Here is a 12,908-nt window from a genome sequence, read left to right on the forward strand (position 1 = left end):
ATGCCCCCGACCGGCGGTCAGCCGTCCTCCGCCCCCGTCGGATCCTTGTCCCGGCCGCCGGGGTGCCGGTGCCGCCAGACCCAGAAGACCGTGCAGGACAGCAGCGCCCACCCGCCCAGCACCAGGAACGGGAACGCGTGCTGATGCCCCTGGAAGTACACCGCGGTGTGCTGCGCGTTGACCGAACCCCCGGGCGGCAGCCACCGGCCGATCGTCCCGAGCGGTGACGGCAGCAGCGGCCAGGACACCGCGCCGCCGGAGGAAGGATTGCCGATGATCACCATCAGGCCCCAGGTGGGCAGCATCGCCCAGCGGCCGAACATGGTGTTGAACATGGTGAAGACCATGCCCGACACGAACATGGTGAGCGCCAGGATCAGCCACGACTGGACGAACGGCAGGTCCAGCGCACCCAGCAGCCAGTCCACCGTGGCGGCGATGGCGAACCCGCCGAGCAGTGCGTAGGCCGCCGTGAACAGGATGCGCTCGACCGGGGTGAGCGTGCGGGCGTGCACGCTGAGCTGGATCGCGCCGACGAAGCCGATGATGACGGCGGCCAGCGAGATGTAGAAGATCGCCAGCCCGCGCGGGTCGCCCTCCTGCAGGGGATTGACGTCCCGCACGGTGACCTGGACGCCGAGCTTCCTGCCCACGGCCGGTGCCGTCTTGGAGAGCAGTTCGGCGACCGAGGCGCCGGACGCGCCGGACACGTCGAGAAGGGCGCTGCGCCCGTCGTCGCGCAACTCGAAGACGGCGAAGACCTCCTGCTGCTCGATCGCCTCGTGGGCCGCGGCGCGGGTCCGGTAGGGATGCACCTTCACCGAGGTGTCCAGCGCCTTCTCCAGGCCGCGGAGGTAGGCCCGGCCGCCCGCCTTCTCGTACGAGCCGACCACGGCCGTGGGGATCAGGCGCGGCGTCGGGTTCGCCATCGAGTAGGTGTACGAGCCCGCGAAGAGACCCGCCGCGGCCGCGAGGATCAGCACCAGGACGGTGGCCGGCCAGAACGGCGTCTCCCGGAACGCGGACCACCGTCCGCGCTCCGGGCCGGCTTCGGGGCCCTCGGACGTGTGCGCCATGTCCGACGGGGTCAGGCGTGGACCAGCGGAGTGTCCACGAGGTGTTCCGCCACGAACCACGCCTGGAGTTCGTTGGTGCGCACGACCTCGGAGACCAGGAGGTCGTTGGTGCCGTCGTCGCCGTACTCCTGGGTGCGGGCCGCCGCGTCGTGACACTCGGTCAGAATCAGCTCGTGCGCCTCCAGCAGGCGCGAGAGCATCGACGGCACCTCCTCCACGCCGTCCGGCGGACGCGGCACGGTGGTGATCTCGGCGACGTGCCGGGGATCGCCCACCGCGACGCCGCCCAGTGTCTGGACGCGCTCGGCGACGGTGTCGATCAGCTCCAGCTGTTCACCCGCGTGCTTGTCCAGCAGCAGGTGCAGTTGGTAGAACGTCGCCCCGCGCATCAGCCAGTGGTACTTCTTGTACAGGTCGTGCAGGATCCGGGTGTCCGACAGGACCTTGTTGAGCCGCTGGCAGGAGTAGAGGCGGGTGTCCATGCTGAGGGCCACGGGGAACTGCTTGACGGTACCGAACTCCTGAATGGTCCGGCCCTTCTGGTGCAGCCAGGGCTGGCTGCCGTCCGACCGCTGCTCCACGGACGACGAGGGTTTCGGCTTCGGGGAACTCACGCCGGGACTCCTTCCGGAGAGGACTGAAGGGCGGGCCGGCGCGATGGCCGCCGGCCCCGGTTCCCCCCGCGACAGTCGACCAGGCGTGCGCCCGGCCCGCAAACGGTGGGGGTTGTCCGGGCCATCGCCGTCCGCCTATGGTCGGGCTTGCTTGAAAGCGCTTTCTAAGCCATGTGTGCGGCACGGCGCTGCGTGCGCCCCGTGCCGCCGCCTCTCGCCGTCCGAGGAGAACCGCATGTCCCCACGCCCCGCCCGCCGCCGGGTCGCGGTGATCGGTACCGGTGCCATCGTCGCCGGCAGCCACCTGCCGGCGCTCGCCGCCCACGCCGACCGCACCGAGCTGGTCGCCGCCGTCGACGTGGACCCCGCCCGGCTCGACGCCTTCCGCGCGCAGGCGCCCGGCGACATCGCCGGGTACGCGTCGACGGACGCCATGCTGGACGCCGTACGACCCGACCTCGTCCTCGTCGGGACGCCGCCGTCCCTGCACCGGGAGCAGGCGGTGGCCGCGCTGGAGGCGGGCGCCTGGGTGCTGTGCGAGAAGCCGCTGTGCCTCTCCCTGGCGGAGTACGACGACATCGCGGCGGCCGAGGAGGCGTCCGGGGCGTACGCGTCCGTGGTCTTCCAGCACCGGTACGGCTCCGGTGCCGCGCACGCCCGCGAACTGATCGCGAGCGGCGAGCTGGGCACCCCGCTGGTGGCCCACTGCCAGACGACCTGGCACCGCGACGCCGCCTACTACGCGGTGCCGTGGCGCGGACGCTGGTCCACCGAGGGCGGCGGCCCGACCATGGGGCACGGCATCCACCAGTACGACCTGTTGCTGCATCTGCTCGGCCCCTGGGCGGAGATACGGGCCATGGCCTCGCGCCTGGTCCACGACACCGAGAGCGAGGACGTCTCCACTGCCCTGGTGCGTTTCGGGAGCGGTGCCCTCGCCACCGTCGTCAACAGTGTGCTCTCCCCCGACGAGATGAGCCGGCTGCGTGTCGACTGTGCCGACGCGACGGTCGAGTTGACGCACCTGTACGGGCACCGCAACGACGACTGGAGCTACACGCCGGCCCGGCATGTCGCGCCCGAGCGCGCCGCCGCCTGGCGCGCCCCGCACGCCGACGTGCCCAGCTCCCACACGGCACAGCTCGGCGCCGTCCTGGACGCCTGGGACGCCGGGGTCCGGCCGCCCGGCAGCGGCGTCGAGGCCCGCGCCACGCTGGAGTTCGCCGCTGCCCTGTACAAGGCGGCGTTCACCGGGCGGCCGGTGCTCGCGGGGGAGGTCGGGCCGGGCGACCCCTTCTACGCGGCCATGCACGGCGAGCACCCCGACTGGGCCCCCGCAGGACGCGCGTAGCCGTCCAAAACCGCACTGTTCACGGCGGGTTGGGGCGGCGGAGGTGTGAACAGGGGGTCGAGGTGCGCATCATCTTGACATGAACCTGCGGCCCGAGGGGCGGGTCGCAGCCTCATGGAGGTGTGGGATGCACCGCAGACTCGCCACCGGACTCACCGCCGCCGCACTGGCCGTGACCACCGTCGTCGCCACCGCCGCGGCCGCCGACGCCGCTCCCTCCGACAAGGCACAGGTCCTCGCGAGCTGGACGCAGACCAGTGCGTCCAGCTACAACGCCTGGACCGCTGCACGCGCCAACAAGTCCGCCTGGTCCGCCTACGGTTTCGACTGGACCACCGACTACTGCTCCTCCTCGCCGGACAACCCGTTCGGCTTCCCCTTCAGCACCTCCTGCGCACGGCACGACTTCGGCTACCGCAACTACAAGGACGCGGGCACCTTCAGCGCCAACAAGTCCCGTCTGGACAGCGCCTTCTACGAGGACCTCAAACGGGTCTGCGCCGGCTACGGCGGTGCCACCAAGACCGCCTGCAACAGCACCGCGTGGACGTACTACCAGGCCGTCAAGGTGTTCGGCTGACGGGCCGCCGGGCCAACGGCCCGCGAGCCCGGGGACAGGGGCCGACGGGCCCGGGCTCAGGGCCGCCCGGCGCCCGGCCCGCGGCCCGGCACCGGAGCGGACGCCGCTGCCGCCAGCGCGGCGGCCGCGCTGGCGATGCCCAGGACGGCTCCCGCGGCGACGTCACCGGGGTAGTGCACACCGGTGTGGACCCGGGAGTAGCCGACGGCGCTCGCCAGCGCGCCGAGCGGTACGGCGGCCTCGGGCAGGACCACGCCGACGGCCGTGGCGAACGCGACCGCGGCGGCCGTGTGCCCCGAAGGGAACGACGCCGACCGGGGCATGGGCACGTACCGGTCCGCCGTCACCCGCGCCGCCTCCCGGTCCGGCCGCGCCCGGTGCACCAGGCGCTTGCCCAGCAGGTTCGTCGAGGCCGACGCCACGGCGACCGCCCCCACGCCGACCAGGGCCGCCCGCCGTGCCCGCGCTCCGCCCAGCGCGAGCGCGGCGGCGATCCCCAGCGAGACCTTCGAATGGTCGGCGGCGTGGGACAGACGCCGCAGTGCCCGGTCGAGCGCGGGCGTCGACGTGGCGGCCACCGCCGCGTACAGCGCGCCGTCCACGGCACGCAGATCCCCGAGCACGGCGGCGACGGCCCGCCGCTTCGCGGGAGGCGGCGCGGGAGCCGGTCCCAGCGGGCCACGGGTGTCGCCGTCGGCGTTGGTCGGTTCGGTCATGGGCTCCTGCTCCGCGGGGAGAGGGGACCCGAACCATCCTGGTCGCGCCCGGACCCGTCGGCGCGTGGGCGGGGCCCGTCCGGGGGACGGCGGCAGGCAGGGTCCCGGATCGGGCGGAGCGTCCGGCCCACGACCGGCTCCCGGCCCGGCGCCGGACCGCCGGCCGCCCCTCGGGGAGCCGGCCGGCGACCCGGCGGTGCGGGGGCGGTCAGTCCGCGGCCTTGAAGCCCCGCAGCCGCAGGGAGTTGCCGACGACGAAGACGGAGGAGAAGGCCATGGCAGCTCCGGCGATCATCGGGTTGAGGAGTCCGGCCGCGGCGAGCGGCAGGGCGGCGACGTTGTAGGCGAAGGCCCAGAACAGGTTCGACTTGATGGTGCCCAGCGTCCTGCGGGCCAGACGGATGGCGTCGGCGGCGGCGCGCAGGTCGCCTCGGACGAGGGTGAGATCGCCCGCCTCGATGGCCGCGTCCGTGCCGGTGCCCATGGCGAGCCCCAGGTCGGCCTGGGCGAGCGCGGCGGCGTCGTTCACACCGTCGCCGACCATCGCCACCGAACGCCCCTCGTCCTGCAGGCGCTTGACGACGGCCACCTTCTCCTGCGGCAGTACCTCGGCGACGACGTGCTCCGCGTCGATGCCGACCTCACGGGCGACGGAGGCGGCCACCGCCTCGTTGTCTCCGGTCAGCAGGACCGGCGTCAGGCCCAGTGCCCGCAGCCGGGCGATCGCCTCGGGGCTGGTCTCCTTCACCGCGTCGGCGACCTCCAGGACCGCCCGGGGCTCGCCGTCCCAGGCGACGGTGATCGCGGTGCGGCCGGCCTGCTCCGCCGCGGTCTTCGCACGGGCCAGGTCCACGGGCAGTTCCATGGCCCACTCGGCGAGCAGCTTCTCGCGGCCGACGAGGACCGCGTGCCCCTCGACGACGCCCTGGACACCGAGCCCCGGTATGTTGGCGAAGTCCTCGGGGGCGGGCAGGATGCCGACCCGTTCGGCGGCGCCCGCGGCCACCGCCCGGGCGATCGGGTGCTCCGAGACGTGCTCCAAGGACCCGGCCAGCCGGAGCACTTCGGCCTCCTCGGTGCCTTCCGCGGTGTGCACGGCGAGCAGTGTCATGCGGCCGGTGGTGACCGTGCCGGTCTTGTCGAGGACGACGGTGTCGACCTTGCGGGTGGACTCCAGGACCTCGGGCCCCTTGATGAGGATGCCGAGCTGGGCGCCGCGCCCGGTGCCGACCATCAGCGCGGTCGGGGTCGCCAGGCCGAGGGCGCAGGGGCAGGCGATGATCAGGACGGCGACGGCGGCGGTGAACGCGGCGGCCGGTCCCGAGCCGTTGCCGAGCCAGAAGCCGAGGGTGGCCAGCGCGAGGGCGATCACCACGGGGACGAAGACGCCGGAGATACGGTCGGCGAGCCGCTGGGCGGCGGCCTTGCCGTTCTGCGCGTCCTCGACCAGCTTCGCCATCCGCGCGAGCTGGGTGTCGGCGCCGACCCGGGTCGCCTCGACCACGAGCCGCCCGCCCGCGTTCAGGGTCGCGCCGGTGACCCCGTCGCCCACGCCGACCTCGACCGGGACGGACTCGCCGGTGAGCATCGACGCGTCGACGGCCGAGGTGCCCTCGACCACCGTGCCGTCGGTGGCGATCTTCTCGCCCGGGCGGACCAGGAAACGGTCCCCGGTCCTCAACTCGCCGACGGGGACACGTTCCTCGCGGCCCGCCCTCAGGACGGTGACGTCCTTCGCGCCCAGTTCCAGCAGCGCCTTCAGCGCGGCACCGGCCTTGCGCTTGGAGCGCGCCTCGAAGTACCGCCCCGCCAGGATGAAGGCGGTCACCCCGGCGGCGGCCTCCAGGTAGATGTTCCCGGAGCCGTCCCCGCGGGCGACGGTCAGCTCGAAGGGGTGCGTCATGCCGGGAGTGCCCGCGGTGCCGAGGAACAGCGCCCACAGCGACCACAGGAACGCCGCCGACGTGCCGACGGAGATCAGGGTGTCCATGGTGGCCGCGCCGTGCCGGGCGTTGGTGAGGGCGGCCCTGTGGAAGGGCCAGGCGGCGTACGTCACGACGGGCGCGGCCAGGGTCAGCGACAGCCACTGCCAGTACTCGAACTGCAATGCGGGCACCATCGCCATCGCGATGACGGGGACCGCCAGCACCACGGCCGTGACCAGCCGCTGCCTGAGCGGCCGCAGTGTGTCGGGGGCGTCGGTGTCCGCCGCGCCGTCCGCGGGCTCGGCACGGTCCGGCTCGGGTTCGCGGGCGCTGTACCCGGTGGCCTCGACCGTGGCGATCAGCTCGGGGACGGAGACGCCACCGGCACAGCTGACCTTGGCCTTCTCCGTGGCGTAGTTGACGGTGGCGGTGACCCCCTCCATCCGGTTCAGCTTCTTCTCGATCCGGGCGGCGCACGAGGCACAGGTCATACCGCCGATGGCGAGTTCCACCTCGGCCGGTGCGCTGGTCGTACTGGTGGTCATGGCTGCTCCTGATGCGGGTCGTCGGCCGGGTCCCGGCGTGCGGGTCCCGGCGGTGCGGCGGTCGACGGGGGAGTGCGGGCCGGTCAGAGACGGCCGGTCAGCTCGTAGCCGGCCTCGTCGACGACCTCGGCGATCGCGGTGTCGTCCGGCTCGGCGGCGGAGGTGACGGTGACTCGGCCGGTGTCGAGCGCGACGTGGACACCGGTGACCCCGTCCAGCCCGCCGATCACCCGGGTGAGCGTCGCGCTGCAGTGACCGCAGGTCATGCCGTCGACGGCGTAGGCGGTGGTGACGGGTGCGGTGGCGTTCGAGGGCATTGCTTCCTCCGGAGATCGTGGGGAAATACGGGCCGGGGGTATCCGGCCGGGACAACTCCATATATACCCCTGGGGGGTAGCAGGGGCAAGCGGCTCGAATGGTTGACCAGGTACCCCCCAGGGGTATATTGAGGTGCATGGAGAGGCCTCCGAGTGCGTCGGAGACCCTGATTCGAGAGGGGCGACCACCATGCACACCGGACTGAGGACCGCCGCGTTCGCCGCCGCGCTGGCCGCGACCTTCGGCACCGCCTACGGGGTCGGCGCGGGGGTGGACCCGATCGTCGCGGACGGTGAACCCGCACCGCACGACGAGCACGGTGAGTCACCGGAACAGCGGCAGAAGGGCGAGAGCCGCGCGGGACACGAGAATGCTCCGGCCGGCGGCCTGCAGATCTCCGAGGCCGGCTACACCCTCGACCTCGCCACCCCGCGCGTCACCGCCGGTCAGCACGCCGAACTGCGCTTCACGGTGCGGGACGCGCACGGCGAGGCCGTCACCGCGTACCAGCGCGAGCACGACAGGGAACTCCACCTCGTCCTCGCCTCACGCGACCTGGTCACCTACCGCCACCTGCACCCCGCCCGCGCCGCCGACGGCACCTGGAGCACCCCCGTCGACCTGCCCGCGGCCGGCGGCTACCGCGTCTTCGCCGACTTCACCCCGGCCGGCGAGGACGCGGAGAACCTCACCCTCGGCGCCGACCTGGCCGCCTCCGGCCGCTACGAGCCGGCTCGGCTGCCGGCTCCGGACAGCACCGTCCGCACCGACGGCTACGAGGTCGAACTCGCCGGTTCCCTGCGCCCCGGCAAGGCGAGCGAACTGAAGCTGAACGTGTCCCGCGACGGCGCGCCCGTCAACGACCTCCAGCCCTACCTGGGTGCCTACGGCCACCTCGTCGCTCTGCGCTCCGGCGACCTCGCCCACCTCCACGTCCACCCGAACGGCGAATCCGGCGACGGCACCACCCGGCCCGGCCCGGAGATCTCCTTCACCGCCACCGCGCCCAGCGGCGGCACCTACCGCCTCTTCCTGGACTTCCGGCACCAGGGGCAGGTCCACACCGCGGCGTTCACCGTGCGCGCCGGATCGACGCCGGGCGCACAGGAGCCCGCCTCGGCCACCGCACCGGAGCACGCGGACGGGCACGGGCACTGACCGGCGGCGCCATTCACTCCGGGATTCCTCAGGCCGTGACGACCCGGACCCCCGCCTCCTCGAACCCCCGGACCAGCTCCGGGTCGGCCGCACCGTCCGTGACCAGCGTGTCCACCGACTCGGTCGCACAGATCCGGGCGAACGCCCGCCGGCCCAGCTTGCTGGAGTCGGCAGCCACGACCACCCGCTCGGCACGCTCGCACAGCAGCCGGTTGATCGCGGCCTCCGCCTCGTCGTGCGCCGCCGCGCCGTGCCCGACTTCGAAGGCCACGACGCCCAGTACCGCCACGTCGAGGGTCACCTGGCCCAGCACCCCGTCCGCGAGCGGACCGATCAGCTCGTACGACTGCGCCCGGGCCACCCCGCCGGTCACCACGATCTTGAACTGCGGCCGGACGGCCAGCTCGTTGGCGATGTTGAGCGCGTTGGTGACCACGGTCAGCGCGGGGGTGCCGGAGGTCAGGTCGGCCCGCACCGCCAGGGCGCGCGCCACCTCCGTGGTGGTCGTGCCCCCGGTCAGTCCCACCGCCTCGCCGGGCGCCACCAGGGCGGCGACCGCCTGGGCGACGCGCTGCTTCTCCGAGGCGCGCCGGGCGGTCTTGTAGCGCAGCGGCAGTTCGTACGACACTCCGTGCACGACCGCGCCCCCGCGCGTGCGCACGAGCATCTGCTGCTCGGCGAGCCGGTCGAAGTCGCGCCGGATCGTCGCGGCCGAGACCTCCAGCTCGGTCGCCGCCTCCTCGACGTCCAGCCGGCCGCGCTCGACGAGCAGCTCCAGCAGCGCCTTCCAGCGGGCGTCGCGCGACATCCGCGCCTCCGTTCCTCGATCCCCGCCGACCCTAGCGCACCGTACTGTTCTCCGGATTGCTTGATTGTGCTTGAAAGTACGCGATATCTTGCAGGAACAATCAATCCGTGTTCGGGGAGTGTGCGACATGACGTATGTCGAGGACGAGCTCAACAGCCAGCCCGAGTGCTGGACGCGCGCGGCCGAGGAGGCGGCACGCCACACGGCGGCACTGCCCGCGGCGGGGGAGCGGGTGGCGATCGTCGGATGCGGCACCTCGTACTTCATGGCGCAGTCGGCGGCGGCCCTGCGCGAGGACGCCGGCCTCGGGGAGACGGACGCGTTCGCCGCCTCCGAGTTCCCGCGGGGGCGGACCTACGACCGGGTCGTGGCCCTCACCCGCTCCGGCACCACCACCGAAGTGCTGGAGCTGCTCACGGAGCTGAAGGGACGTACCCGCACCGTCGCCCTCACCGCCGACCCCGGGACACCGGTCATGACCGCCGCCGACGACGTGGTCGTCCTCGACTTCGCCGACGAACGGTCCGTCGTGCAGACGAGGTTCGCGACCACCGCCCTCACGCTGCTCCGCGCCCACCTCGGCCTGCACACCGGCGCCGTCGTCGACGACGCCCGCGCCGCGCTCGCCGCCGAGTTGCCCGAAGGGCTCGTGGAGCGCACCCAGTTCACCTTCCTCGGCCGGGGCTGGACCGTCGGCCTGGCCAACGAGGCCGGGCTCAAGATGCGCGAGGCCTCCCTGTCCTGGACCGAGGCCTACCCGGCGATGGAGTACCGGCACGGCCCCATCAGCATCAGCACGGCGGGCACGGCGACCTGGATGTTCGGCGAGGAGCCCGACGGGCTGGCCGAGCAGGTCCGGGAGACCGGCGCGATGTGGGTGCCCGGTGAGCTGGACCCGCTGGCCGAACTGGTCCGCGCCCAGCGGCTCGCCGTCGCCGTCGCCGACGCCCGCGGTCTCGACCCGGACCGCCCGCGCCATCTGACCCGCTCGGTGATCCTCGCCCCCTGACACCCGACGCCCGGGAAGGAACCAGACCGTGCCCCTCGCCACCACCGGCGACCTGGTCGGCCGTGCCGCGGCCGGCCGCTCCGCCGTCGCCGCGTTCAACGTCATCACCCTGGAGCACATCGAGGCCGTCGTCGCCGGCGCCGAGTCCGTACGGATGCCCGTCGTCCTCCAGGTCAGCGAGAACGCCGTGAAGTACCGCTACGGCCGCCTGCTGCCCCTGGCCCGCGCGGCCGTCGCCGCCGCCGAGGGCGCCGCCGTGCCCGTCGCCCTGCACCTCGACCACGTCCAGAGCGACGGCCTGCTGCGCCAGGCCGCGGACGCCGGGTTCAGCTCCGTGATGTACGACGCCGCCCGGCTGCCGTACGCGGCGAACCTCGCGGCGACCCGGGCCGCCGCCGACTGGGCGCATGCCCAAGGACTCTGGATCGAGGCGGAGTTGGGGGAGGTCGGTGGCAAGAACGGCGCCCCGCCGCTGGACGCGCACGCCCCCGGCGCCCGCACCGACCCCGCCGAGGCGCGCGCCTACGTCGCCGACTCCGGCGTGGACGCCCTGGCCGTCGCCGTCGGCAGCTCCCACGCCATGACGACACGCACCGCGACCCTCGACCACGACCTGCTCAAGGAGCTGTCCGGCACCCTGGAGGTGCCCCTCGTCCTGCACGGCTCCTCGGGCGTCCCGGACGGCGAACTCGGCGCGGCCGTCGCGGGCGGCATCGCCAAGGTCAACGTCGGCACCGCGCTCAACATCGCCATGACCGGCGCGATCAGGGAGCACCTCGCCGCACGCCCCGAGGCGGTCGACTCGCGCGGCTACCTCACCGCCGGGAGGGAGGCCATGGTCCGGACGGTGGCGACGCTCATCCAGGTGGCCGCCCGCACCGCTCCCCTTCCCCCGCCTCCGGCTACTCCCTGACGGCCTTCAGCACCACGAACTTCCGGTCGCCCGCCACCAGCCGGCTGTTGCCGAACAGGCGCCGCAGTCCGACGTGGTAGCCCAGGTGCCGGTTGCCGACGACCCACAGCTCGCCGCCGGGGCGCAGCACCCGCCGCGCCCCGGTGAACATCCGCCGCGCCGTGGCGTCGGTGGTCGCCTGGTGGGAGTGGAAGGGCGGGTTGTTGAGCACCAGGTCGACGCTGCCGTCCGGCACCCCGGCCAGCCCGTCGCCGACCCGGAACTCCGCCTGGCCGGCGACATCGTTCGCCCGGTACGTCGCTTCGGCCGAGGCCACGGCCTGGAACGACTCGTCGGTGAACAGCACCTCGGCGTCCGGATCGGCCAGCGCCACCGCCGTACCGACCACACCGTTGCCGCAGCCGAGGTCCACCACCCGCCTGAAGCCCCCGGTGTCCGGCAGGTGCCGGAGGAAGAAGCGGGTGCCGACGTCGAGCCGGTCGGCGCAGAAGACACCGGCGTGGTTGACGACGGGGCGGCCGGAGAGCGGCCCGATGTCGTCGGGAAGCCGGTAGCCGAGGGGCCAGGGGCTGGCGGGCCGCTCCAGCGCGGGATCGGGCTCCGCGAAGATCAGCCGGGCCTTCTTGACGGCCGGCGAGGTCCGGGTCGGGCCGACGATCCGCTCGAACAGCCGCAGCGTCGAGGTGTGGATCTCCTTCACCATCCCGGTGCCGACCACGACCGTGCCCTCGTGCAGCGCGGGCGCCAGCCGCAGCAACTGGTCCTCCAGCAGCGCCAGACTCTTCGGCACCCGCACCAGCAGTACGTCGACCCGGTCCGGCGGCGGGTCCTGCGTGGTGAGCAGACGCACCGAGCCCGGCTCGACGCCGGCCCGCTCCAGGTTGGCCCGCGTCGCCTCCCGCGCGAGGTGGGAGTCGGTGATCTGCACCGGCCGGTGCTCCGCCAGCGCCGTCACCAGCGCTCCCCAGCGGTCGCCGACGACCACGACCGTGCCGGACGGCGGGACCTCCCGCTCCGCGAGGTGCGCCAGCAGGTACTCGTCGGAGGCGTCCCACGCGCGGAGCCGGTCGCGCGGGTCCTCGGGGAAGCGGGACAGCACGCGCTCGCCCCAGGGCGTCGTCATGCGGTCGTCGCGGTCGCTGCGGTCGTTCGTGCTGCGGTCGTTCATCGTGTGTCCAGGCTAGCCGAGCCCCAGCTCAGTGCCGGTCGCGCCCGGTGAGGCGGGGCGCGCAGGCACGATGGGGAGCATGGACGCCGAGCTGTTTGCCAGGACCGGCGCCGAGACCACGCCCGGCGCCGTCCACGTGCCGGACTGGCCGGCCCCGGGACGCCGGCGCGAGCTCCGCCGCGACTGGGCCCGCCCGCCCGCCGGACTGCGCGTCCCGGCGACGGCACCATGACCGCCCGGCAGGTCTGGGCCGGCACTGGTACCCGTACGGCTATGCCCCCACGGCCGTCGACAGCGACGGCGCCCCGGTCAAGCCTTTTCCCGCCTGGCCCGTCGTGCGGTGACCGAGACGCTGGGCGCCGGCGCGGCGGCACCGGCGCCGTACGACATCGCGCTGATTGACTTCGACGACGCCGACGCCCGCACGGGCACGCACCGCGACGCGGATGCGTGCTCCGACGCTCCCGTGGTCTCCCTGAGCCTCGGCGACACCTGCCCCTTCCGCTTCGGCAACACCGGGACCCGTACTCGCCCGTGCACCGACACGGATTCCGCCGCGGCGACCTCTTCGTCTTCGGCGGCCCGTCCCGGGGCGCGTACCGCGGGGTGTCGAGGGGGCACCCGGGCACCGCACCGCCCGAGTTGGGACTCGCCGGGCGGCTGAACATCACGCTCCGGATCAGTGGCCTCCAGGCACCCCGGGCGGACGGATCATGGGAGACTCCCC

At 73.6% G+C, this 12,908-nt stretch carries 12 protein-coding genes and 1 pseudogene; 6 read left to right on the forward strand and 7 right to left on the reverse strand.

What is annotated here, in order from left to right; genetic code table 11:
• Window positions 1–17: 17 nt before the first annotated feature.
• Together ACIQFU_RS15665 and ACIQFU_RS15670 are read right to left on the reverse strand one after the other, a co-directional pair.
• Entirely contained in the window at window positions 18–1,076 is a 1,059-nt protein-coding gene (locus tag ACIQFU_RS15665) for an ABC transporter permease (protein WP_402551850.1), read from the reverse strand.
• An 11-nt stretch (window positions 1,077–1,087) separates the two neighbouring features.
• Window positions 1,088–1,690, reverse strand: coding sequence for a Dps family protein (locus tag ACIQFU_RS15670; protein ID WP_402551852.1), 603 nt, complete (start codon window positions 1,688–1,690; stop codon window positions 1,088–1,090).
• Window positions 1,691–1,925: 235 nt separating this feature from the next.
• On the opposite strand from ACIQFU_RS15670, the gene ACIQFU_RS15675 reads away from it, so the two are divergent.
• Together ACIQFU_RS15675 and ACIQFU_RS15680 are read left to right on the forward strand one after the other, a co-directional pair.
• Entirely contained in the window at window positions 1,926–3,041 is a 1,116-nt protein-coding gene (locus ACIQFU_RS15675; protein WP_402551854.1) for a Gfo/Idh/MocA family protein, read from the forward strand.
• 127 nt (window positions 3,042–3,168) lie between these two features.
• On the forward strand, window positions 3,169–3,621 hold the full coding sequence (locus ACIQFU_RS15680; protein ID WP_402551855.1) for a phospholipase: 453 nt from the start codon (window positions 3,169–3,171) through the stop codon (window positions 3,619–3,621).
• Between the two features lie 56 nt (window positions 3,622–3,677).
• Here ACIQFU_RS15680 and ACIQFU_RS15685 read toward each other — a convergent pair whose 3' ends face one another.
• From ACIQFU_RS15685 to ACIQFU_RS15695, 3 genes are all read right to left on the reverse strand, one after another.
• Window positions 3,678–4,337, reverse strand: a complete 660-nt coding sequence (locus tag ACIQFU_RS15685) for a phosphatase PAP2 family protein (RefSeq protein WP_402551856.1) — start codon at window positions 4,335–4,337, stop codon at window positions 3,678–3,680.
• 208 nt (window positions 4,338–4,545) lie between these two features.
• Window positions 4,546–6,807: a heavy metal translocating P-type ATPase gene (locus tag ACIQFU_RS15690; protein ID WP_402551858.1), complete on the reverse strand. Its 2,262-nt coding sequence runs from the start codon at window positions 6,805–6,807 to the stop codon at window positions 4,546–4,548.
• A gap of 83 nt (window positions 6,808–6,890) precedes the next feature.
• On the reverse strand, window positions 6,891–7,124 hold the full coding sequence (locus tag ACIQFU_RS15695; RefSeq protein ID WP_402551860.1) for a heavy-metal-associated domain-containing protein: 234 nt from the start codon (window positions 7,122–7,124) through the stop codon (window positions 6,891–6,893).
• Window positions 7,125–7,314: 190 nt separating this feature from the next.
• Between ACIQFU_RS15695 and ACIQFU_RS15700 the strand changes: the two genes are divergently transcribed.
• Window positions 7,315–8,283: a hypothetical protein gene (locus tag ACIQFU_RS15700; protein WP_402551862.1), complete on the forward strand. Its 969-nt coding sequence runs from the start codon at window positions 7,315–7,317 to the stop codon at window positions 8,281–8,283.
• Window positions 8,284–8,311: 28 nt separating this feature from the next.
• Here ACIQFU_RS15700 and ACIQFU_RS15705 read toward each other — a convergent pair whose 3' ends face one another.
• On the reverse strand, window positions 8,312–9,091 hold the full coding sequence (locus ACIQFU_RS15705) for a DeoR/GlpR family DNA-binding transcription regulator (RefSeq protein ID WP_402551863.1): 780 nt from the start codon (window positions 9,089–9,091) through the stop codon (window positions 8,312–8,314).
• 127 nt (window positions 9,092–9,218) lie between these two features.
• On the opposite strand from ACIQFU_RS15705, the gene ACIQFU_RS15710 reads away from it, so the two are divergent.
• On the forward strand, window positions 9,219–10,100 hold the full coding sequence (locus ACIQFU_RS15710; RefSeq protein ID WP_402551864.1) for an SIS domain-containing protein: 882 nt from the start codon (window positions 9,219–9,221) through the stop codon (window positions 10,098–10,100).
• A gap of 28 nt (window positions 10,101–10,128) precedes the next feature.
• Window positions 10,129–11,013: a class II fructose-bisphosphate aldolase gene (locus ACIQFU_RS15715; RefSeq protein ID WP_402551865.1), complete on the forward strand. Its 885-nt coding sequence runs from the start codon at window positions 10,129–10,131 to the stop codon at window positions 11,011–11,013.
• On the opposite strand, the gene ACIQFU_RS15720 is transcribed toward ACIQFU_RS15715, so the two are convergent.
• Complete coding sequence (locus tag ACIQFU_RS15720) at window positions 11,003–12,136, reverse strand: methyltransferase (protein ID WP_402551933.1); 1,134 nt, start codon at window positions 12,134–12,136, stop codon at window positions 11,003–11,005. The genes ACIQFU_RS15715 and ACIQFU_RS15720 overlap by 11 nt on opposite strands.
• Before the next feature lie 124 nt (window positions 12,137–12,260).
• Here ACIQFU_RS15720 and ACIQFU_RS15725 point away from each other — a divergent pair.
• Window positions 12,261–12,871, forward strand: a pseudogene (locus ACIQFU_RS15725) (alpha-ketoglutarate-dependent dioxygenase AlkB); the annotation flags it as partial.
• Window positions 12,872–12,908: the final 37 nt, after the last annotated feature.

Source organism: Streptomyces sp. NPDC093065 (assembly GCF_044754585.1).
GTDB lineage: Bacteria > Actinomycetota > Actinomycetes > Streptomycetales > Streptomycetaceae > Streptomyces.